21 protein-coding genes are annotated in these 20,979 nt (G+C 70.1%); 2 read left to right on the top strand and 19 right to left on the bottom strand.

Features of this window, described 5'->3' with window-relative positions; all coding sequences use genetic code 11:
* Positions 1 to 6: 6 nt before the first annotated feature.
* From AC5W7N_RS07830 to hemB, 15 genes are all read right to left on the bottom strand, one after another.
* Positions 7 to 261, bottom strand: a complete 255-nt coding sequence (locus AC5W7N_RS07830; protein ID WP_195020111.1) for a hypothetical protein — start codon at positions 259 to 261, stop codon at positions 7 to 9.
* 141 nt (positions 262 to 402) lie between these two features.
* Positions 403 to 1,797 carry a lipase family protein gene (locus AC5W7N_RS07825; protein WP_195020112.1) on the bottom strand — a complete coding sequence of 465 codons (1,395 nt, stop codon included), beginning with the start codon at positions 1,795 to 1,797 and terminating at the stop codon, positions 403 to 405.
* Positions 1,798 to 1,880: 83 nt separating this feature from the next.
* Positions 1,881 to 2,522: a TetR/AcrR family transcriptional regulator gene (locus tag AC5W7N_RS07820; RefSeq protein WP_195020113.1), complete on the bottom strand. Its 642-nt coding sequence runs from the start codon at positions 2,520 to 2,522 to the stop codon at positions 1,881 to 1,883.
* A 15-nt stretch (positions 2,523 to 2,537) separates the two neighbouring features.
* Entirely contained in the window at positions 2,538 to 3,512 is a 975-nt protein-coding gene (gene ccsB, locus AC5W7N_RS07815) for a c-type cytochrome biogenesis protein CcsB (RefSeq protein WP_163810185.1), read from the bottom strand.
* Entirely contained in the window at positions 3,512 to 5,257 is a 1,746-nt protein-coding gene (resB, locus tag AC5W7N_RS07810) for a cytochrome c biogenesis protein ResB (protein ID WP_195006822.1), read from the bottom strand. Before resB ends, ccsB begins: the two co-directional genes overlap by 1 nt.
* A complete protein-coding gene (locus tag AC5W7N_RS07805; RefSeq protein ID WP_195020114.1) occupies positions 5,254 to 6,096 on the bottom strand; it encodes a cytochrome c biogenesis CcdA family protein in 843 nt (280 codons plus the stop codon). Before AC5W7N_RS07805 ends, resB begins: the two co-directional genes overlap by 4 nt.
* Positions 6,093 to 6,299 (bottom strand): hypothetical protein, encoded by a 207-nt coding sequence (locus tag AC5W7N_RS07800; protein ID WP_163810192.1) that lies wholly within the window; start codon positions 6,297 to 6,299, stop codon positions 6,093 to 6,095. Before AC5W7N_RS07800 ends, AC5W7N_RS07805 begins: the two co-directional genes overlap by 4 nt.
* A gap of 31 nt (positions 6,300 to 6,330) precedes the next feature.
* Entirely contained in the window at positions 6,331 to 6,990 is a 660-nt protein-coding gene (locus AC5W7N_RS07795; RefSeq protein WP_163810194.1) for a TlpA disulfide reductase family protein, read from the bottom strand.
* 13 nt (positions 6,991 to 7,003) lie between these two features.
* Positions 7,004 to 7,783, bottom strand: coding sequence for a histidine phosphatase family protein (locus AC5W7N_RS07790; RefSeq protein ID WP_416383089.1), 780 nt, complete (start codon positions 7,781 to 7,783; stop codon positions 7,004 to 7,006).
* A 230-nt stretch (positions 7,784 to 8,013) separates the two neighbouring features.
* On the bottom strand, positions 8,014 to 9,351 hold the full coding sequence (gene hemL, locus AC5W7N_RS07785) for a glutamate-1-semialdehyde 2,1-aminomutase (RefSeq protein WP_163810196.1): 1,338 nt from the start codon (positions 9,349 to 9,351) through the stop codon (positions 8,014 to 8,016).
* Positions 9,352 to 9,436: 85 nt separating this feature from the next.
* Positions 9,437 to 9,652, bottom strand: coding sequence for a hypothetical protein (locus tag AC5W7N_RS07780; RefSeq protein ID WP_163810198.1), 216 nt, complete (start codon positions 9,650 to 9,652; stop codon positions 9,437 to 9,439).
* 4 nt (positions 9,653 to 9,656) lie between these two features.
* Complete coding sequence (locus AC5W7N_RS07775; RefSeq protein ID WP_195020115.1) at positions 9,657 to 9,980, bottom strand: hypothetical protein; 324 nt, start codon at positions 9,978 to 9,980, stop codon at positions 9,657 to 9,659.
* Positions 9,977 to 10,570: a transport-regulating membrane protein Mce1N gene (mce1N, locus tag AC5W7N_RS07770; RefSeq protein ID WP_195020116.1), complete on the bottom strand. Its 594-nt coding sequence runs from the start codon at positions 10,568 to 10,570 to the stop codon at positions 9,977 to 9,979. The genes AC5W7N_RS07775 and mce1N overlap by 4 nt, the downstream gene beginning before the upstream one ends.
* Before the next feature lie 313 nt (positions 10,571 to 10,883).
* Complete coding sequence (locus AC5W7N_RS07765; protein ID WP_228806699.1) at positions 10,884 to 11,396, bottom strand: hypothetical protein; 513 nt, start codon at positions 11,394 to 11,396, stop codon at positions 10,884 to 10,886.
* Positions 11,397 to 11,398: 2 nt separating this feature from the next.
* Positions 11,399 to 12,376, bottom strand: a complete 978-nt coding sequence (gene hemB, locus AC5W7N_RS07760) for a porphobilinogen synthase (RefSeq protein WP_163810207.1) — start codon at positions 12,374 to 12,376, stop codon at positions 11,399 to 11,401.
* 198 nt (positions 12,377 to 12,574) lie between these two features.
* Between hemB and AC5W7N_RS07755 the strand changes: the two genes are divergently transcribed.
* Together AC5W7N_RS07755 and AC5W7N_RS07750 are read left to right on the top strand one after the other, a co-directional pair.
* Positions 12,575 to 12,844 carry a hypothetical protein gene (locus AC5W7N_RS07755; RefSeq protein WP_195020117.1) on the top strand — a complete coding sequence of 90 codons (270 nt, stop codon included), beginning with the start codon at positions 12,575 to 12,577 and terminating at the stop codon, positions 12,842 to 12,844.
* A 190-nt stretch (positions 12,845 to 13,034) separates the two neighbouring features.
* Complete coding sequence (locus tag AC5W7N_RS07750; RefSeq protein WP_495923447.1) at positions 13,035 to 15,767, top strand: hypothetical protein; 2,733 nt, start codon at positions 13,035 to 13,037, stop codon at positions 15,765 to 15,767.
* A gap of 82 nt (positions 15,768 to 15,849) precedes the next feature.
* On the opposite strand, the gene AC5W7N_RS07745 is transcribed toward AC5W7N_RS07750, so the two are convergent.
* From AC5W7N_RS07745 to AC5W7N_RS07730, 4 genes are all read right to left on the bottom strand, one after another.
* Positions 15,850 to 17,412, bottom strand: coding sequence for a bifunctional uroporphyrinogen-III C-methyltransferase/uroporphyrinogen-III synthase (locus AC5W7N_RS07745; RefSeq protein ID WP_163810212.1), 1,563 nt, complete (start codon positions 17,410 to 17,412; stop codon positions 15,850 to 15,852).
* Positions 17,409 to 18,446 (bottom strand): hydroxymethylbilane synthase, encoded by a 1,038-nt coding sequence (hemC, locus tag AC5W7N_RS07740; protein WP_163810214.1) that lies wholly within the window; start codon positions 18,444 to 18,446, stop codon positions 17,409 to 17,411. Before hemC ends, AC5W7N_RS07745 begins: the two co-directional genes overlap by 4 nt.
* Positions 18,447 to 18,519: 73 nt before the next feature.
* Entirely contained in the window at positions 18,520 to 19,923 is a 1,404-nt protein-coding gene (locus tag AC5W7N_RS07735; RefSeq protein ID WP_194992270.1) for a glutamyl-tRNA reductase, read from the bottom strand.
* Positions 19,920 to 20,888, bottom strand: a complete 969-nt coding sequence (locus tag AC5W7N_RS07730; RefSeq protein ID WP_195006824.1) for a redox-sensing transcriptional repressor Rex — start codon at positions 20,886 to 20,888, stop codon at positions 19,920 to 19,922. Before AC5W7N_RS07730 ends, AC5W7N_RS07735 begins: the two co-directional genes overlap by 4 nt.
* Positions 20,889 to 20,979: the final 91 nt, after the last annotated feature.

Genomic DNA, 20,979 nt, shown 5'->3' with positions numbered 1-20,979 from the left:
CTCGGATCAGTCGCGCGCGTGTGACGAGTCGACGTGGCCGTCCCGGTCGATTCTCGGTGCGGGCCCGTCACCGTCCTCCCGCAGCTCACCCGCGTCATCCAAGAGCGGTAATCCCTCACTGACGCGCAGCCGATCGGCGATCATCACCAGATACCGCTGCGCCTCCTCCGACAACCCGCTCGCCACCCGCACCAACCGCGCCAGGGCGCTATCGCCCGGTCTCTGTCCGAACGATTCCCCCGCGAAGTCCGCAGCATCCACGCGCAACCCTCCTCGAGCTCCCGCACGCACCGGCACAGCGCGCTATCTCGAACGACACGCTCACCCGGGCAACGGCACGCCAGATGATCTGTGATACATGTCACTCAGAGTCGCGTTAATCTCCGCGCGGGGATCGCCGGGTTACCGCGCCCCGATCGGCTTACCGAAGAACGAGGCGAAGGTTTCGCCGAGCATGGAGCCCATGAAATCCAGCTGGCCCGGGGTGCCGAGCATCGAGGGGACGTCGGTGGTTGTGCAGCCGCGGGTGGCGGGGACGCCGTTGAGGCGGTCGCGCATCCACATCAGCGCGGCGGGGCCGCCGGTGACCTCGGCGACGATGTGTTCGCTCGCATGGTCGCGGGTGTAGGTGACCTGGGCGTTCGGGTCCGTGCAGTAGGTGTCGACCAGCTGGTCGGTCGCGTGCAGCGGCAAAATCTCATCCCAGGCGGAATGCCAGATGAACATGGGCATTGCGGGGACCGAGCGGCCCATGCGGGTGTCGTCGAGCATCGCCGCGACGGCCGGATCGCGCATCGGGTCACCCTGGGTGCGCATCATGCCCTTCATGTTCAGGAACGGGAACAGGCTCGACTGATACTGCACGCATAGTGGGGCTTTGAGCGTCATCAAGGTCTTGCCCAAGGGGTCGAGGTTGCGGTCGAGAAACGCGGCGAACTCGGGGTATTCGCGGGAGAGCCCCATCACCGCGGCGAAGACGAGGCCCGAGGTGGCCTGGTTGTTCGACATCTCCAGCGCCGCACCGAGATCGGCGCCGACGCCGCCCATCGCGGTCGCCGCGATGTTCAGTTCGGGCGCATAGGTCCGGTGCAGTTCGGCGGCGTGACCGGTGGCGATGGAACCGCCGGAGTAGCCGTACATGCCGACCGGCGCGTCCGGCCCGACCTCCAGCGGCGCGAACGAGGTGGCCGCGCGGATCCCGTCGAGGGTGATGCGCCCGGCCAGCGGTCCGGCCGCGTACGCCGAATTCGGGCCCTGATGGTCGGGGATCACGACCGCCCAGCCCTGTTGCAGTGCGGCCTGGGCGAAGAGGAACTCCGCGGGTGCGACGATCTGGCCGACGAACGGTGCGACCGAAAGATGTTGCAGCGCATAGGATGGCGTGCAGTAGCCGGCGGTGGAATCCTCGGCGATCTGCACCGACAGCAGCTTGCGCGGTGTCGGCGAGGTGCCGCGCGGCTTGATCAGGGTGGCCACGGCCGGGATGGGCTCGTCGCGACTGTTGTTGGACCGGTAGGACACCTGCCAGGCGTCGACGTTGAGCGGGATGAGCCCGAAGTTGCCGACGTTCACCTGTCGCACCGCGATGATCTCACCCGGCGCCTTGGCGCCGAACACCTCGGCGGGCGGATGGTAGAAGCCCGGATCCAGTTCCGGCGGCAACGGCAGTACCCGAGCCGGTTCGATCGCCTGCGGCGCGGGCTCGGCAGCCGCCGGGGTGCCGACCACGGCGAATACGGCGACGGCGCTGAGGGACAACGTGCAGATCCGGCGAACCCACCCCGGTTTGGTCTTCATCGACCCACATCCTCACTTCAATTTGAGACGCCAACGTCTCAACTTCGGCGCCCACTATGGCACGGATGTGTCCCAGATCGCAATCAATCGGTCGCGGTACCAGGCAGGACCAGTGCGAGCAGCACCGTCGACAGCACCGCGAGCAGTTCGTCCACCGGCGGCCGCGGCCGCTGCTGACTCCACCGATGCACCGCGCCGTTCACCGCCCCGATGAACCCCGCCATGGCCAGCTGCCAGCCGCCCGGCGGGGTACTCACCTCAGGCACCGCCGACGCCGTTTCCGCGATCACCTCGCCCCATTCGTCACGCACCTGGGCCCGATGCCGTTCCACGGCGTCGCTGACGCCCACGATCTCCACGAACGCGACCTGCACGCAGCGCGGATCATCGGTGATCGCATGCACGTACGCGCGCAGACCCGCCTCGATCAGTGCCCGCGGTTCGGCGACGCCCGCGCCCGTCAGCCCTTCCCGGAAGGCAGTCCGCGCTCGCTGCTGCACGTGGTCGTACACATCGACCAGCAGCTCTTCCCGCCCCGTGTACTGCTCATAGAACTGCCGCCGCGACAGCCCCGCCACGGCGCACACATCCGAGATCGAACTCGCGGCGTAGGTCTTCTCCGCGAAGACCGTCAGGCCCGCCTCGAGAAACAGCGCCCGGCGCTCGGCCCGCCGCTCCGCCACCGACCGCCCGGCATAGTTGTGCCTGGTCCGCGCCGTACTCACCGCCAGCGCCCGGCCTCAGTTCAGGCCGGCGTAGGAGTGCAGGCCGGAGACCACCATGTTGATGATGAACAGGTTGAACAGCATCGCCACGAAGGCGGCGACGTTGATCCAGGCGGCCTTGGTGTCGCGCCAGCCCGAGGTGGCGCGGGCGTGCAGGTAGGCGGCGTAGAGGACCCAGGCGATGAACGAGCAGGTCTCCTTGGGGTCCCAGCCCCAGAACCGGCCCCAGGCGGCTTCGGCCCAGATGGCGCCGAGGATGACGCCCGCACCGAACAGCGGGAAACCGATGATGGTGGTCTTGTAGGCGATCCGGTCCAGCGTGCGCGCGTCGGGCAGGCGACGGGCGATGGTGCCGAAGACGTTGTCCGACTCCTGGCCCTGCGGCTGCCGGATGCGGTACAGGAACAGCAGACTCGCCACACCCGACACCATGAACACACCGCTGCCGACGCTGACGATCGTCACGTGGATCGGCAGCCAGAACGATTTGAGCGCGGGCACGACGGGCGCTGCGTCGGCGTAGAGCACGGTGCCGGCCAGGAACATCAGGATCAGCAGCGGAACCAGCAGGAACACCCACATGGCCCGGTACTTCTGATCGCGCAGGAAGATCAGCCCCACCACGGCCGTTGCCGCCGTCGCCATGGTGACGAACTCGTACATGTTGCCCAGCGGGAACCGATGGGTGGCGAAGCCGCGCAGCACGATCGAGAGCACATGCAGTGCGACCGCGACGAAGAGCACCGAGAACGCCATATTGCCCAGGCGCTCCGACAGCGGCAGCCGCGGCGCTTCGACGATCTTGCCGGGGACCGCCGGATCGACGGCGACCGAACCACCGCCCGCGGCCACCAGCTCGCGCTCGACCACCTTGCGGGTGCGCACCGACGCGTACTGCACGATCAGCAGTACGAGCACCAACGCGTACACGAAGATCGCGGACATGTACGCGAAGTCGCTGTAGCGCGCGAGGGTTTCGTCGATCTGCATCATCTATCTCCCGTGGTCTTCCCGGTCGGCGGCGCCGCGTCGTCGGGCGCGCCCGCACCGAGCAGGCGTGCGCGCAACCGATCGAACTCCCCGCCCCACCCGGCCTGATCGGACCTGGCGAGTCCACCCATCTCTACTACGACGCGTCGTTGGTCAACGGTACCCGCTTCGGCCTCGGCCGGGTACACGCGCAGCCAGATTCGCCGGCGCGAGACCAGCAGCGACACCAACAGCCCTGCCATCATCGTCACCGCGCTCACCAGCACCCACTGCTGCGCCGGATCATGCGAGACCTGCAGGTTGACGAACTCCTCCGCGCCGTCGAAGGTCACCACGGTGCCGTTCGACAATGTCGTGGACTCGCCGGGACGCAGGTTGACCCTGGCTTCCTTGGTGAGCCGTTCCTGCCGGATCAGTTCCTGATCGAGCGCGAACAGCGACTGCGGACGCCCGGTATCCAAGCCGGTGTCACCGCGGTAGATGTCGACGGCGACGGCCGGATCGTTCATCTCCGGATACGACGAGGTGAGCAGCGTGCCGTGCAGGTTGGCGGTCGGCGCGAACAGGCCCTCGATCGCGATCTGGTTGTCGCGGCGCTCCTGCTCGGTCGGGTACAGCCCGCCGGGCGGATCGAAGCGCAGGACACCACTGGACAGGAAGGTGGTGGCGTCGTCGGGGCGCCACTGCACGGTTTCGGTGCGGGTCTCGCCGTTCGGGAACTTCACCGTGAACGTCGGCGCGTAACCGTGGCCCTGCAGGTAGATGCGGTCGCCGGCGACACGCAGCGGGTGATTCACCCGGATCTCGGTCTCCCGCCAGGTATCGGTCGCGAAGTCCTCGCCGGCCTGATAGGCGATGTTGGAGCGGAACATCTCGGCCTGGCCGTTGTCGAGGTAGTCGGCGTGGAAATCCTTGACCCGCACGCAGATCGGCGTCATGCCGGTGCCGTCGTTGGCCGAACCGGTCCGGAACGAGTCGAACGCCGCGGGTGACGTACTGCAGAAACCGGGACCGTTGTTCGCGATGACGATGACGCTGCCCTCGTAGCCGAACAGCTTGCCCACCGCGATCGACACCAGCAGCCCGACCAGCGCCAGATGGAAGACCAGGTTGCCGAGCTCGCGCGAGTACCCCTTCTCCGCCGAGAGCGTCACCTCGCCGTCGCGGTCACCGTGTTCGGCTCGGCGCTCCCGGTGCCCTTCGTGGTTACGCGAGCTGCCGCCTTCGGGCCCGTCGCTCGCGCCCGGGCGCCGGACTACGGTGCGCCAGCGGCGCAGTTGGCCGGTCGCGGTGGCGATCACGTCGTCGGGGGTGCCGTCGACCGTCGCGGAGTAGTGGTGCGGCAACCGCTTCAGGTTGCGCGGCACCCGGACCGGCGGGGTGCGCAGCGCGCGGTAGTGGTCGACCGCGCGGGGCAGGATGCACCCGACCAGCGAGATGAACAGCAGCACGTAGATCGCGGTGAACCACGAACTGGAGAACACATCGAACAGCTGGAAGCGGTCCATCCAAGGGCCGAGCGTCGGCCGGTCGGCGATGTACTGGGCGACCTTCGACTCGTTGAGTTCCCGTTGCGGCAGTAGCGCGCCGGGGATGGCGGCCAGCGCCAGCAGGAACAGCAGCACCAGCGCGGTGCGCATGCTGGTGAGTCCGCGCCAGGTATTGCGCACGAAGGCCAGTACCCGACCTGGTAGCGATTGGCGCGGCGGTCGCGCCGGAGCGTCGGGACGGTCGATCACGGTCATATCGGCAGGGTCACCTCGGAAACGAACCCGTCGCGCACCCATGCCACGAACTGATCCCAGGCGCCGGTGACCAGCGCGATGCCGACGGCGACCAGCAGCAATCCGCCGATCACCTGGATGGTCCTGGAGTTGCGCCGCAGCCAGCCGACGCCGCGCAACGCGCTGGCCGACCCGAACGCCAGAATCACGAACGGCAGCCCGAGCCCCAGGCAGTACGCCACGATCAACGCGACGCCACGGGCCGCGGTGGTGCCCTCGGTGCCCGCCGCCACGGCCATCACGCCCGACAGCGTCGGACCGAGACACGGGGTCCAGCCGAGGGCGAACACACCGCCGAGCAGCGGGGCGCCGGCGATGCTGGTCAGTCTGCGCGGTTCCATCCTGGTGTCGCGCTGCAAAGCGGGAACCAGGCCGATGAACACCAGGCCCATCAGGATGGTGACCACACCGCCGAGGCGCATCAGCAACTCGCGATTGACGTTCAAGGTCTGGATGACGCCGAACACGGTGGCCGTCGCCAAGACGAACACCACGGTGAATCCGGCGACGAACAATCCGGCCGCGCCCGCGACCCGCATCCGAGCCGCCCGGACCGGGGCGCGCTGCGCCAGCGCGACCGACGACCCGGACGTGCCCTTCGCCTCGGCCACCGTCGCGGGGGGCGCCTCCGCCCCGACCAGCCCGGCCAGGTACGACAGATACCCCGGCACCAGCGGCACCACGCACGGCGAGGCGAACGAGACCAGTCCGGCGAGCAGGCAGGCGCCGAGTGCCAGCAGCAGCGGCCCGGTGGCCGCTGTCTGCTGGAACGAATCACCCACCCCGGCCAGAACCGTCACTGCTGCTCCGGATCGGCCGCCGTGTCGGCGGCCTCGTGGTCGTCATCGGGACGGGTGAGCGCCGCGGAGGCGGGGGCGGTGCGATATTCGAGCACCCAGTGGCCGAGCGAGGAGCGAACCATCACCTCCGCGCGCACACCGCGGGGCGGACGGGTCGACGGGTAGCGGCGGCGCACCGCCGTCCGGCTGCGGACCGGTTTCATCGTCTCTCCTGTGTGGCTTCCCGGAGGGTGTTCATCGCCCCTCCGGCGCTTGACTGACGGTCCCCCCGGCAGGTTCCTCGCGAGCGATGCTCTCGACGACAGGTTGTAGATCTTCGGCCAGCACCGCGCGCAGGAAGATGGCGGCGACCCGGTGCTGACGATCGAGGACCAGCGTCGTCGGGATGACGCTGGTGGGGAAGTTCCCGCCGAGCGCGAGCAGGGTGCGCATGGACGGGTCGTAGATCGACGGATAGCCGATCTTGTTGTCGACGACGAAATCCTGCGCCTTGTCGCGCTGCGGATCGCGGACATTGATGCCGAGGAAGGCGACCCCGGAATCCTTGGTCTGCTCGTAGACCTGCTCCAACGCGGGTGCCTCCGCGCGGCAGGGCCCGCACCACTGGCCCCACAGATTCAGCACGACGACCTGCCCGGTGAAATCGGAGAGCGCGATATCGGCGCCCTCGTTCATCAGGTCGGGGCCGGACAGCTTCCCGATGGTGCCGCGTGAGCTGGGCGGGTTGTAGAAGATCTCGGTCTTACCGCCGGGCGAGACGAATTCGAAGGTGCCGCCGGAAGCCACCGCGTCGTCACCGGTCGCGCAACCGGTCACCGCCGCGGCGACCAGCGCCACGCAGGCCAGCAGGACCGGCATCAGCCGGGCCCGCCGTGACGACACCTTCCTTCTCATGCCCCGTGCACCCTCATGCCCCGTGCACCGTGGGATCCGAACCGCCCGCGGGCTCGGAGTAGACGATGTCGACGAGGGTGTCGCCCTGATAGACCAGCGAGGTCAGCGACGCCAGCGAGCACTGGCGCTGGCGCGGATCGTGCCAGAGCCGCTGCCCCTGGAGGAAACGACGCAGCGTCCACACCGGCAGCTGATGCGAGACCAGCACCGCTTCCCGGCCGGTGGCCTCGGCGCGAGCCTTGTTCACCGCAGCCAGCATGCGGTGCGCGATCTGCAGGTAGGGCTCACCCCAGGACGGGGTGAACGGGTCGCGCAGCTTCCACCAGTGCCGCGGCTTGCGCAGCGCGCCGTCACCGACGGATACGCGCAGGCCCTCGAAGGTGTTGCCGGCCTCGATCAGGTTCTCGTCGGTGCGCACGATCAGCCCGTGCTGCGCCGCGATCGGCTCGGCGGTCTCCTGGGCGCGCTGCAGCGGCGAGGCGATGACGGCGGCGATGTCGTGATCGGCCAGCGCCCGTGCCACCGCACCGGCCTGCGCCCGGCCCGACACCGACAGCCCGAATCCGGGCAGCCTGCCGTAGAGGATGCCCTTCGGATTGTGCACTTCGCCGTGGCGCAGCACATGCACGATGGTCTCGACGGCGCCGCCGCCGTCGTGGATGCGCGGCTGGGTGGCGGCCACCGGCGCGGCATCGTCCTGGTCGTCGACGGCGGATTCGGCGGCGGCCGCCGCGGCCGCGGCTTCGGCGGCGGCGGTCTCGGCAGCGGCCTCGGCGACCACGGCCTCGGCCATCGCGGTCTCGGCGGCGGTGGTCTGGGCGACGGCCTCGGCGATGACAGCGGGATCGGATTCCGCGGCGGCGACGGCAGCGGCGGTCTCGGCGACCGCCTTCGCGACCACGGCATCGGCGGCAGCGGTCTCGGCGACCGCCTTGGCCGCGGCGGCCTTGGCCGTGGCGGCTTCGACGGCCGACGCCGCGTCAGCGGTGTTGTCGGTGGGTTCGCGCTCGGAATCGGGCTGGCTCACGCGCGGGTTCCTTCGGGTGTGGCGGCCGCGGCCGCGTGTGCGGCGGCGGGCAGGGCGGCGGCGATACGGGCGAAAGCGTCCTCGTCGAGCGCCGCGGACACGAACCACGCTTCGAACGCGCTCGGCGGCGCGTAGACCCCGCCCTCCAGCAGGGCGTGGAAAAAGGCGGGATAACGCCAGGTCTGGCTCGCCTTGGCGGTGGCGTAGTCGATGACCGGGGAGTCGGCGAAGAACACGCTCACCATATTGCCTGCGAACTGAACCTGGTGCTCGACCCCTGCCTCACCCAGTGCCTCGGCGAACAGGATGCCGAGACGTTCGGAGTTGCGATCGAGCGTGGCGTACACCTCGTCGTCGGCGGCCCGCAGCGTCGCCAGGCCGGCGGCGACCGCCACCGGGTTACCGGACAGGGTGCCGGCCTGATAGACGGGACCGAGCGGGGCCAGATGATTCATGATCTCGGCGCGGCCGCCGAACGCCGCCGCGGGCAGGCCACCACTCATCACCTTGCCGAAGGTGTACAGATCCCCCGCGACGCCGTCGAGCCCGAACCAGCCGGAGGGGCTCACCCGGAAACCGGTCATCACCTCGTCCATGATCAGCAGCGCGCCGTGCTCGATGGTCAGCTTGCGCAGGCCCGCGTTGAAACCGGGCAACGGGGCGACCGCACCCATGTTGCCGGCCGCCGCCTCGGTGATCACGCAGGCGATCTCGCCGGGGTTCGCGGCGAACGCGGCGGCCACGGCCTCGAGGTCGTTGTAGGGCAGCACGATGGTGTCGGCGGCCTGGGCGCCGGTCACCCCTGGCGAAGTGGGCAGGCCCAGGGTGGCGACACCCGAGCCCGCGTCGGCCAGCAGCGCGTCCACGTGGCCGTGGTAGCAGCCGGCGAACTTGATGATCTTGGTGCGGCCGGTGTAGCCGCGGGCCAGCCGGACCGCGCTCATGGTGGCCTCGGTGCCGGAGTTCACCAGCCGGACCCGGTCCACCGGCGCGACCCGCCCGGCGATGTGTTCGGCGAGTTCGATCTCGGCCTCGGTCGGCGCACCGAAGGACAGGCCGCCGGTCGCCGCCTTCTGCACCGCCTCGACGACGGCGGGATGGGCGTGCCCGAGAATCATCGGGCCCCAGGAACACACCAGATCGACGTAGTCGTTTCCGTCGGCGTCGGTGAGTGTGCAGCCGTTGGCGGAGGCGATGAAGCGGGGTGTGCCGCCGACCGAGTGGAAGGCCCGCACCGGCGAGTTGACACCGCCGGGAATCACCTCGGTGGCCCGTTCGAAGAGCTGAGCGGAAACCGGCACCGTTGCCCTGGTCACGCGCGGAGAAGAACTCACGCGTTCCAGTCTGGCAGCCCTACCCGATCGCGTCGACGACAGGGTGTAGTGGAGTGACCCACACCGCAGCCCGATCGGGCCGCGCTCAGGTGTACATGCAGGGCACGGAGGCGGAGATGGTGTGCAGCCAGCACATGAGGTTGTTGTAGACGCCCGCCGAACCGGTCTCCGGCGCGAACACCGCCGCCGGTGGTGCGGGCTCGAGCGGCAGCCCGGGGGCCGCGCTCGCGGGCGCGGCGGCGAACCCGATCGCGGCGATCACCGCTGCGGCCGCACAGGTCCTTGTTACCAGCCGATTCATGGCGTCATCCTTCGCTAGTGGTCCCCCGGGCCCAGACGGTAGCCGAATCGGATTGGGCCGCAAAAACATTCCGGTCGGAATCGTTTGCCCGGCGGGTACGCACGATCCGGGTGACGACATCGATCAGCGCCAGGCCCGCCGCCGCGATCAGCAGCGACGCCGGCACCAGCCACGGGCCCGAATAGCGGGTGGCGCTGAACCCGGGTACCTCACCCATCGGCGCGAACTCCGTGGTCTGCACGCCTTGACGCCAACTGAGCACGGCCGCAACGACACACACCACCGCGATCAGCGCATCGACGGCCATCGGCACGATTCGTCGGTTCATCGCTCGGCTCCGTTCTCGTCGGGACGCGGCTCGGGCGTCGGGTCGGCGACCGCGCGTGGTCCCGCGTCGGCCTGCGCGCCGTCTTCGACGGGCCCGTCGCCGGCCCGCGGTCGCGGATCGGGCCTGCGCTCGTCCAGTGCGGTCGTCAACGCGGCGCGCAGGCCGCGATGATCGCGAGCCCACGCCTGCACCACGTCACCGTCGGTGCGCCGCAGCCCGATCCCGGTGCGGCGGCGCGGCACCCCCGACAGTTCGCCGAGCGCACGCGCGGACTCCCAGGGTTCATCGTCCCAGCTCTGCTCATCGGATTCGCCGAGGACGGCGTCGATGGCGTCGAGCGGCAGCGTCTCGGTGCCGTTACGCAGGGTTTCGAAAGTGAGTTCGACGCTGACGTGCCTGCGCGCGGCGACCACTTGCAGCGCGACGAAGCCGGCGATCAACACGCTGCAGAAGACGAGGGCGAACCAGTGCGGCGTACTTCCGGTGGCGAGTTCCAGGATGAGGATGAGCAGGCACAGCGCGGGCCCGTAGGCGACCGCGCGCCATCGTCCGCCTGGTTCGGCGAACAGGACGGTCCCGGAATCGTTCATGCAGCACCGCTCATGACGGCTGGGACCGGGACAGCGACAGCGAGGAGATCAGCCGAGGAGGCCGGGGATCAGCAGGACGGCGACGGTGACCAGACCGAACAGCACCAGCAGGCTCAACACGAGCAGATCCCGCCGAACGCTCTGTGGCTGTTGGATCACCACTCGCATTACTGCCTCCGATCTCCCGGAGCAGTCGCGACGTCCACATCCGAACGTCGGGGCGACCACTTCGGGTTCCCACTCCTACTGTGACAACCCTCACGATACATGTCGGCGCGGCCCCGACAAACTCAGCCCCGGCCCCGACGACCGTTCACCGCCGGTTCATCTGGAAGTACCGGGTCGAGTCCGGACGGTGACTCAGATAGATCGCGCCGGCCGCGAGCACGCCCTGCACGATGGCCGCGCCGCCGGCCACCAGCGAGGCGATTCCGCTCACCGCGTCCAGCGCGAACAACGACCCGATGGCCATGAAGACCAGCCACACACCGGCGAAGGTGAGCACCGCGCGCGCCCAGGCCTTGCCGCGAGCCAGCTGATGCACCACGAGCAGCCCGATCCCGGCGATCACCAGGCCGAACACCACGACGAGCGCGAACGCGATCGTCACCATGAGGTCGGCGGTCGCCTCGCTGAACTGCGGGTCGGTCGTCCGGGCCTGTTCGAGCATGTCCGCGGTGAAGCTGTCGCGCTGACCGATGGCGGTGATCACCGAGGCGATCAACTGCACCAGGCCCACCGCGATGGCGGCCCACCACAGCTGACGCGCGGTGCCGACGTCTTCGGGCATGACGGGCGCCGGGTCGGCGCCCGGCGGTTTCGGCATGTTCACGACAGCCAGTGCGCCGCCTCGGTCGCCCAGTAGGTGAGCACGATGTCCGCGCCCGCCCGGCGGATACCGATCAGCGATTCGATGATGGCGCCGCGACGGTCGATCCAGCCGCGTTCGGCGGCGGCGGTGATCATCGCGTATTCACCGGAGATCTGATAGGCGGCCACCGGCACCGTCGAGCGGTCGGCCACCTCGCGCAGGATGTCCAGGTAGGACATGGCCGGTTTCACCATGACCAGATCGGCGCCTTCGGCCAGATCCAGCTCGACCTCGCGCAGCGACTCGCGGCGATTGGCCGGATCCTGCTGGTAGGTGCGCCGATCGCCCTGGAGCGAGGAGCCGACGGCCTCACGGAAGGGGCCGTAGAAGGCAGAGGCGTATTTCGCCGCGTAGGCGAGGATGCCGGTATCGAGGTGGCCGGTGGCGTCGAGACCGCCCCGGATCGCGGCGACCTGGCCGTCCATCATGCCGCTGGTACCGAGCAGATCAGCACCAGCCTCGGCCTGCGCGATGGCCATTTCCACATAGCGGTCGAGGGTGGCGTCGTTGTCGACGGAGCCGTCGGCGGCGAGCACACCGCAGTGGCCGTGATCGGTGAATTCGTCCAGGCAGGTGTCGGCCATGATCACCGTCGACGAGCCGACCTCTTCGGCCAGGGCGCGCAGGCCGCGGTTGAGGATGCCGTCCGGGTCGGTGGCCCCGCTGCCCGCGGCGTCCTTGTCCTCCGGACGCGGCACCCCGAACAACATCAGCCCGCCGACACCGGCCGAGACCGCCTCGACCGCGGCCTTGCGCAGCGAATCCAGCGAATGCTGCTGCACGCCCGGCATGGATCCGATCTCGCGCGGCTCATCGATGCCGTCGGCGACGAACATCGGCAGCACCAGATGCCGCGGCTCGAGTGAGGTCTCCGCCACCAGCCGCCGGATCGCAGGGGTACGCCGCAATCGTCGCGGACGTTCCGTTCCCGTCATAGCCCGCACGATACGCCTGCGGCGCCGGCCGCGTTCAGCCGCGTCGACGCACTCCGATCCCGGCGAGATGGGCCGAAACGGCCGGTAGGGCGGCCGAAAACCGTTGCGCACAACGAAGTTTGTCAGTGGCCGCGGGTAGAATCGAAGACATGTTCGAAGGGGCGCGCGTGCCCCGGATCACCACGGGAGGGATGTCAGATGGCTTCGAAGGCAGCTCACATCGACCACGTCCACACCGCGCCCGCACGGCGTCCGCTACCGGCCGGGCGCCCGCGCTCCTGGTACATCCTGCACAACCGGCGCCGCAAGGCGATGCGGCTGGCCATCGCCCTGCTCGATTCGGGCGTGTACGCGCCGGGCTTTGCCACCGACCGCAAGATCAGGGCCGCCGCGGAGATCGCGGGCGTGCGGCCGCCCTCGGATGCCACCTGCGAGCTGGTGCGCACTCTGCTACGTCAGCACCGCTGAGCGGCGATGGGCCTGCGCCGCATCGGCCGCGCAGGCTCGCCTCCGTTGGCGCACCGCGCCGAATTACACTCACCGGTCGGAGTTTTCGGCGGACAACACCTGTCGGCGCGCCCGCGCGCTGACTACCATCGGTCACCGCCCACGAGCGCGGTACCACCACCGCTCGCCCACAGACGAATTCGGATCAACGATGACATCCGCAGATGCCGTGCACGCCATGCTGCTCGGATTCGCCGGCCGTATCCCGGACCGGTACCTGACCGATCTTCGCTACAGCCTGAGCCTCGGTGATCAGCGCGAGGTCGCCTACGCCGTCGAGGCGATCGCGCGCCGCCGCAAGATCGCGCTACGCCCTGCCGAACTCACGACCCTGGCCGAGATTCTGGGAACGCGATTCACTCGCTGGGGCATGCGCGATGTCGTGGCACCCGCGCCGGGCGCGCGGGTCCCGTTCGAATTCACCCCGCTGCTACCGGATTCCGCCGAACTGTCGGTAGCGCCGATGCCGCGCGCGCTCGATCTGACCGGTGCCACCGGCAGCGCCGATCACGCGCCGGACGAGATCGATACCGCTGCCATCGAAGCGGCCCGCGAGCACAGCTCGGTGATCGGCGTATGGCGGTCCTGGCGCAGGCCCGCGCAACCGTATCCGGAGGGGTGGCCGCGCACACCGCGGCGGGTTTACCTGGTGGAGGTGGGCGGTGCGGGCCTGCCGTGGATCGTCGCCGCCGATGTGGCCTCGGCGCTGCACACGGCGGGCGAGACGGACGGGCAGGTCGAGGCCTACACCACCGGTGACGATCTCCCGCGCTATCAACTCGGCGCCCGTGCGCGCTCGTGCCTGCTGTGGGCCGCGGACGATACGGCACCGCGCATCCCCGCCCCGTTCACCGCGCACCCCGTCCGCTTCCCCGCGAACCACCCGCGGCTGACCGACACCAGGGCAGCGGTGCGTTACCTGCGCACCGCGCCCGCGGTCTGCCGGGCGACCGGAGTGGCGGATACGGTCGAGCCGGAATCCGCTGTGCCGGTACCGATGACGATCCGCACCGACGGGCGCTGGGTGTGGCCGGAAGCGGTCGCGCACTATCTCGACGAGTACGGATTGGCACCGGATCCCGCACTGACCGAGCATCTGCGGACCGCTGGACCGCCACCGCTTTTCGTCGACGGTGTCGCCCTGTTCCGAGCCGGAATCAGCGGGCGGCAGGTGCCGGGGCCGCGCAGCCTGGTGAGCGCGGAAGCGCCTGCCCCGCATCGTCATCGGTATGCGCCGGTGCCTGCCGCCGTGCTGCGGGTGGCCTGGTCGCGAATGCCGGATCGACTCGATCTGACCGACCTCTCCGGAAACGACGACCTGGCCGAGCTGCTGATGGACCGCGGCGACCGAGCCGTCATCGGTGCGGTTCGCGAGCTCGGGGTGGCCGTCGGCCTCTGGCGGGCCTGGCGCTTCCCCGCGCACGAACCGCCGCGCCGCGGGCACCGGCACTACCTGGTGGAAGTGAGTTCGATGAACGCCTTCCATCGCGCCGCCGGCCCGCACTGGATCGAACGGATCTCGCGGGCGGCGGGCCGATCCGACGGACGGCCGGCCACCATCGAGGTACTGGCCACCGGTGCTCCCCGCAGCACCGGCCAGACCCGGGTCTCGGGCAAGAGTGCACTGCTGTGGGCCCGCACGCGGCCGGAGTCGCGCACGATCACCCGGGTGCGCGCTTTCGTCACACCGACCGATCTGCAAGACGGGGTGCTGCGATTCCGCGCGGACATCGCGGCGCAGGAGCGGCACACGCCGACCGCAGCCTACTGGGCGGAGCTGCGTCGCAACCGCGCGGCCATCGCTGATATCCCTGTGGAACCCGAGCCGACCGACGTCGACCCGCCGCGGGGATCCGCCCGACGTGCGCCCGGCGATATCGCCCGCACGCTCGGAAGATTCGTGCTGCGCACCCTCTTCGCTCTTCCCCTGGCCATCCTGGGATGGGTGCTGCTCGCGGATCATCCGGACGCCGCGCGCTGGTACCTCTACGGGATGGGCGGCTGGTTCGTCGCAACGCTGATATTCGGGCTGCTGCTGTTGGAGGTCGGCTCGCACCTGCACCGCCGTCCGCAGGAGGCGGCCGCCCGGGTGCGCAGACGCGCCGATGCCGAACGCACCCAGCGCCTGGAGAAATGGCAACGCGCGGCGACTGGTTCGATGATCGAACTGCCGGGCTCGCTCGCCGATGTGTATACCGAGCTGCGCCGCACCGAACGCACCCTCGGCTCCCTCGACCGCGCCACCGAGGACGCATCCGCCGCAAGTGATCTCGTCGGCGGCGAGAACAGCGGTGGCCGTGAGGAGAGTTCGCGCGACGGCGGCCCGGGCGAGGGGGTCACATTCCGGACTGCTCGCAGCAGCGGTCCGCTCGCCGGCAGTTCACGCACCGTTGGCGGCGGCGGTTGGCGGCGCGCCGACGACGCACGCGCCGGCGGCGATGCACCCAGCGCCGGGAACACATCGCGCGGCAGCGGCGGCGATCCGCAGGGCAACGGCGCGAACGCCCCCGACCAGCGCGGCGGCCGAGCACGCGGCGAGACCGGACGGCGAAGCAGCGGGTCGCGCGGCAGTGGCGCCCACGGAATCAGTTCGGGCGGTGGCCGGTTCGGGAAGAATTCGCAGCGCGGAGGTTCGCGCGGTACCGACGCGGCGCGGAATAGATCACGCTCGGGCACTGCGGGACAGAGCGTTTCACGGACGGGCCGTTCGCGCGAGGGCGGCGGTTCGTCCGCCGACAGCAGCTGGTATCGCTCGAACAGCGTCCCCGGACCGGTCGACTGGGGCGCGGGCGGCGACAGCTGGAGCGGTGGGAGTTCCGGCGGCTGGAGCGGCGGCGATTCCAGCGGTGGCGGCGGAGGGGGCTGCGGTGGTGGGAGTGGTTAACTCGGACACCCCGAACACACCAGCAGCGCGATCGATGATCGCGCTGCTGGGTCGAACGGTGGTGTGCGGTGCGGCGGCCGGACTAGCGGCTGCGGCGGCTCTTCTTGCGCGGCGGGGGCAGCAGGCCCTCGGCGCGCAGCCGGGCGGCGTGCTCGGCCAGCGCCTCCACGAGCGGGCCGACCTGGGCGGTTTCGGGCTGCACGTCCACGCGCAGGCCGAACTCGATGGCGGTCTCGGCGGTCTTGGGGCCGATGCACGCGACGATGGTGCGGGCATGCGGCTTGCCTGCGATACCGACCAGGTTGCGGACGGTGGAGGACGAGGTGAACAGGACCGCGTCGAAACCGCCGGTCTTGATCATCTCGCGGGTTTCGGCGGGCGGCGGCGAGGCGCGCACCGTGCGGTAGGCGGTGACGTCGTCGATTTCCCAGCCGCGGTCACGCAGGCCCTCGGCGAGGGTTTCGGTCGCGATATCGGCGCGCGGCAGCAGCACCCGGTTCACCGGGTCGAACACGTCGTCATAGGGCGGGAAGTCGGCGAGCAGCCCCTCGGAGGACTGTTCACCGCTGGGCAGCAGCTCCGGATTGATGCCGAAGGAGCGCACCTTCTCCGCAGTGGCCTCGCCGACGCAGGCGATCTTCACCCCGGAGAACGCCCGCGCGTCCAGTCCGAATTCGGAGAACTTCTCCCATACCGCGCGCACCGCGTTGGTGGAGGTGAACACCACCCACTGGTAGCGGCCGTCGACCAGGCCCTTGACCGCGCGTTCCATCTGCGCGGGGCTGCGCGGCGGCTCGACGGCGATGGTCGGCACTTCCATGGGGATGGCGCCATGGGTCACCAGGCGCTCGCTCATCTCGGCGGCCTGATCCTTGGTGCGCGGCACCAGCACGGTCCAGCCGTACAGCGCCCGCGATTCCCACCACGACATCTTCGACCGCTGCGCGACCACCTTGCCGATGGTCACCACCAGCGGGCCGACCAGCTCGGAGGCGGCGCTGTTGAGCGTGGCCAGGGTGGCTTCGATGGTGCGCTGCTGCCGGGTGGTGCCGCGTACGGTCACCGCGACCGGCGTCTGCGGCGCCATACCGTGTTCGACCAGCGCGCTCGCGGTCTCGGCCAGGTGGCCGGAGGTGGCGTGCAGCACCAGCGGCCCGGGCGCGGCGGCCAGCGCCGCCCAATCGACCTCGCCGCGCACATCGGCCTCGGTGTGGCCCGATCCCAGTGCGATACCGGCGTAGCTCGGCACCGCCGACCCGCCGGGCAGACCGGGCAGCACCTCGAACACCATGTGCGAGCGGGTCACGGTGGTGACCTCGGCGATCACCGCGTCGGTGGTCAGCGGATCGCCCGCGACCACGCGCACCACGTCGTGTCCGGCGCGCGCCTCGGCGATCAACGTCTTGGCGACCTCGGCCGGCTCACCGAGAGCGGGCCGCACGTCGACGGCGGACTCACCGTCGGGGCCCGGCTCGACGGCGGTGCCGATCAGGGCCAGCACACCCTTGTCGACGTCGGGGTCGGTGAAGGCGAGCGTTGCCCGGCCGAGCACCTCACGCGCCCGCACGGTGAGCAGCGCCGGATCTCCTGGACCCGACCCGACGAACAGGATTCGACCGGGATGCTTCTTAGCGGCTCGACTCATCGGTTGTTCTCCATTGGACTGGGATCGGTGACGTCTGTGGGGGCGGCCGCTGCCGGGGCGGGTTCGGCGGCGAGCAATTCGCGCGCACCGAGCTCCAGCAGCTCGCGGGCCAGCGCCCGCCCCAATTCGGCGGCATCAGCGGGCGCACCCACCACCGACGCGCGCAGCACGTCGGAGCCGTCGATGGCAGCCGCGCAGCCGCGCAGCGAGAGTTCCTCGACGATGCGACCGTCGTCGTCGAGGGATTCGACCACCTCGGCGATGGCGCCGACCGGTGCGGTACATCCGGCCTCCAGCTCGGCCAGCAACGCCCGTTCGGCGATCACGGCGGCCCGGGTGGCGGCATCGTCGAGCGTGCTGAGCAGCTCGATCAGTTCGGCGTCGTCGCTGCGGCATTCCACGGCGAGGGCGCCCTGAGCGGGTGCGGACAGCATCTGCACGGGTTCGAGGGCCTCGGTCACCGCGTCGAGGCGGCCGATGCGCGCGAGCCCGGCGCGGGCCACGACGATCGCGTCGAGTTCGCCCTCGCTGACCTTGCGCAACCGGGAGTCGAGATTGCCGCGCAGCGGCACGATCTGCAAGCCGAGGCCGAGCGCGCGCAGCTGCGCGCCGCGGCGCGGAGCCGAGGTGCCGACCACCGAACCGGCGGGCAGCTCACCGAGCACCAGGCCGTCGCGGGCGACGAGGGCGTCGCGGGGGTCCTCGCGCTGCGGGATGGCGGCGATGGTGAAGCGGTCGTCCGGCGCGGTGGGCAGGTCTTTGTAGGAGTGCACCGCGATATCGACGGTGCCCGCGGCGAGTTCGTCGCGCAACGCCGAGGTGAAGACGCCGACGCCGATCTTCTCCACCGGATCCGAGGACAGATCGCCGGGTGTCTTGACCACGACCAGTTCCGCGGGCCGACCGGCGGCGATCAGCGCGTCACGCACGGTGCCCGCCTGGGTCAGCGCGAGCAGGCTGCCTCTGGTGCCGATCCGCAGCGGGGCGCGCACCTCCGAAGCCGACCGGGTGGTGGCCGTCATCGATGCATTCATGCTGACTCCTTTTGGGCGTGGACGAAACGGCCTACGTGGTTACGCAGGCTGCCGCCTCCGGCCATCGACCCGTTCACGCCGTCTGCTCCTCTTCGTCGCCGAGATGGCCGGCGGTGAAATCGTCGGCCAGGGTGACTTCGCTGTCGTCCGGGACCGCGTGGATCTCCATGGGCGCGGCAACCGCCTGCGCCGCACCGGGTTTGAGTTCGAACAACTCGCGTAGCGCCTCGGCGTAGCTGTCGCCGCCCGGCGTCGAGGCCAGCTGCTTGACCCGCACCGTCGGCGCGTGCAGCAGCTTGTCCACCACCCGGCGCACCGTGCGCGCGACCTCGTCGCGTTCCGGATCGGCCAGATCGGGCAGCCGCGAATCCAGCCGCATCAGTTCGGCTTCCACCACTTCGGCGGCCCGCTGACGCAGTGCGGCAACGGTCGGGGTGACCTCGGCCATCCGCTGGCCGGCCAGGTATTTGGCGAGTTCGTCGGCGACGATCGTGCGGGCTGCCACCGTGTCGTCGGCGGCCGCGCCCGCGGCGGGATCGCGCTGCAAGGTCTCGATATCGATGACGGTGACCCCAGGCAGCCCGGCCACCGCGTGTTCCACATCGCGGGGCAGGCCGAGATCGCAGAACACCAGCGGACGTTCATGCGCGCGGTCGCGCGCGGCGAGCGCGGTGTGCGTATCGGCCAGGTTCACCACGGCGCCGACCGCCCCGGTGCAGGTGATCACCACATCGGCGGCCGCCATGGCCTCGGGCAGCCGGGACAGCTCCATCGCCTCGGCCTCGACCCCGTGCGTGCCCGCGGTGGCGGCGAGCCGCTGTGCCCGTGCCATGGTGCGGTTGACGACGACGATGCGTCCGATGCCCGCGCGCGACAGATGCGCGACCGCGAGCCCGCCCATCGCACCGGCGCCGACCACGACCGCGGTCCGTCCGGTGAGCGGGCCGAGCACGGCGCCCGCGCGGTCGAGCGCGACCGACACCACCGAGGCGCCGGCCCGGTCGATCCCGGTCTCCGAATGCACCCGCTTGCCGACCCGCAGCGCATGCTGAGCCAGTTCGTGCAGGGTGCGCCCGACGGCCTGCTGGGCGTCGGCGGTGGCGTAGGCGCTGCGGATCTGGCTGAGCACCTGCTGCTCGCCGATCACCATCGAATCGAGTCCGCTGGAGACGGCGAACAGATGCTCGGCCGCCGCCTCGCTGTAGCGGACGTAAGCGTGCTTGGTCAGATCCGGCAGCGGCAACCCGGAGTGCTTGGTGAGCAGGTCGCCCACCTCGGCGAGACCACCGTGGAAGGCGTCGACCACCGCGTACACCTCGACACGGTTGCAGGTGGAGACGATCATCGCCTCGGACACGTGGCTGGAGGTGAGCAGCCGGTCGATCAGCTTGGGCCGGTCGGAGTCGGTGATGGCGACCTTCTCCAGCACCGAGACCGGGGCACTGCGATGGGAGATGCCGACGAGAAGAACACTCATGGTGTGACCACCGATCCCTTGCTGGTTGGCTCCGTTGCCGAATGCGAGGTTGCCGGATGCTGTGGGGTTGCCGGATGCTGGGTGGCCGCCGCCGGATGGGCGCGGCCGGGATGCGCGGGCTGCGGATGGGTATTCGCCGCCCGGCGGCCGACGCGGCCGGAACCGAGCGGATGGGCGACCGGGATCGAGTCGCCGCGCTCGCCGACCGCGGGCCCGTCGCCCGGCCATCGGTCGGTCTCGGCATTGCGCACCCGCTCGAACGACAGCATCTGCATCTCGACGGCCAGATCGACCCGGCGCACCTCGACCGTGGCCGGTACCACCAGCTCGCAGGGGGCGAAGCTCAGAATCGACTGCAGACCGGCCGCGACCAGCGCATCACAGACCTGCTGGGCGGCATCGTCGGGGACGGCGATGACCGCGATGGTCGGCTCGAGCGTGGCGATCACCGCATCGAGTTCGCCCGCGTCACGGACCCGGAGCCCGGACACCGTGCGCCCGATCAGCGCGGGATCGTTGTCGAACAGGCCGACAACGGTGAATCCGCGGCGCCGGAATCCGCCGTAGCCGACGAGGGCGCGACCGAGGTTTCCCGCGCCGACCAGCACGACGCGGTGCCCCTCGGACAGGCCGAGCACATCTTCGATCCTGGTCCGCAGCTTGGCGACGTCGTAGCCGACGCCGCGAACACCGTTGGGGCCGAGGAAGGACAGGTCCTTGCGCAGCTTCGCGGAATTGACACCCGCCGCGACAGCGAGTTCCTCACTCGATACGATGAGCACACCGTCGTCGGCCAACATGGCGAGGACTCGGAGGTAGGTGGCCAGCCGCGCCACCGTCGCCTGCGGAATGTCCTTATGGGTACGATTGGCGGCCTCGTGGTTCCGCGAGCCGCCGCCTTCGGGCCCGTCGCTCGACCGCAGAGCTTTGGAGGCGCCACCCGGCGCCTCATGGTGCTCTGTCACGTCCTCGGCTCCTCGCCCGTCCTGAAGTCAGGCCGGTTCGTCTGTGACCTCCGTCCCGGGCTGCTCCGGTGACGGGATCGAATGTCGGGTT

Source organism: Nocardia sp. CDC519, assembly GCF_059509835.1.
Note: the sequence above shows the minus strand (reverse complement) of the source record. Positions and strands in the feature narration are given on the sequence as shown.

Coding starts and splice junctions, on each gene's coding strand:
- AC5W7N_RS07825 (WP_195020112.1), bottom strand. CDS start 1,797: ATGAAGACCAAACCGGGGTGGGTTCGCCGGATCTGCACGTTGTCCCTC.
- ccsB (WP_163810185.1), bottom strand. CDS start 3,512: ATGCAGATCGACGAAACCCTCGCGCGCTACAGCGACTTCGCGTACATG.
- resB (WP_195006822.1), bottom strand. CDS start 5,257: ATGACCGTGATCGACCGTCCCGACGCTCCGGCGCGACCGCCGCGCCAA.
- AC5W7N_RS07800 (WP_163810192.1), bottom strand. CDS start 6,299: ATGAAACCGGTCCGCAGCCGGACGGCGGTGCGCCGCCGCTACCCGTCG.
- AC5W7N_RS07795 (WP_163810194.1), bottom strand. CDS start 6,990: ATGAGAAGGAAGGTGTCGTCACGGCGGGCCCGGCTGATGCCGGTCCTG.
- AC5W7N_RS07790 (WP_416383089.1), bottom strand. CDS start 7,783: ATGGCCGAGGCCGTGGTCGCCGAGGCCGCTGCCGAGACCGCCGCCGCC.
- AC5W7N_RS07780 (WP_163810198.1), bottom strand. CDS start 9,652: ATGAATCGGCTGGTAACAAGGACCTGTGCGGCCGCAGCGGTGATCGCC.
- AC5W7N_RS07775 (WP_195020115.1), bottom strand. CDS start 9,980: ATGAACCGACGAATCGTGCCGATGGCCGTCGATGCGCTGATCGCGGTG.
- mce1N (WP_195020116.1), bottom strand. CDS start 10,570: ATGAACGATTCCGGGACCGTCCTGTTCGCCGAACCAGGCGGACGATGG.
- AC5W7N_RS07765 (WP_228806699.1), bottom strand. CDS start 11,396: ATGCCGAAACCGCCGGGCGCCGACCCGGCGCCCGTCATGCCCGAAGAC.
- hemB (WP_163810207.1), bottom strand. CDS start 12,376: ATGACGGGAACGGAACGTCCGCGACGATTGCGGCGTACCCCTGCGATC.
- AC5W7N_RS07755 (WP_195020117.1), top strand. CDS start 12,575: ATGGCTTCGAAGGCAGCTCACATCGACCACGTCCACACCGCGCCCGCA.
- AC5W7N_RS07750 (WP_495923447.1), top strand. CDS start 13,035: ATGACATCCGCAGATGCCGTGCACGCCATGCTGCTCGGATTCGCCGGC.
- AC5W7N_RS07745 (WP_163810212.1), bottom strand. CDS start 17,412: ATGAGTCGAGCCGCTAAGAAGCATCCCGGTCGAATCCTGTTCGTCGGG.
- hemC (WP_163810214.1), bottom strand. CDS start 18,446: ATGAATGCATCGATGACGGCCACCACCCGGTCGGCTTCGGAGGTGCGC.
- AC5W7N_RS07735 (WP_194992270.1), bottom strand. CDS start 19,923: ATGAGTGTTCTTCTCGTCGGCATCTCCCATCGCAGTGCCCCGGTCTCG.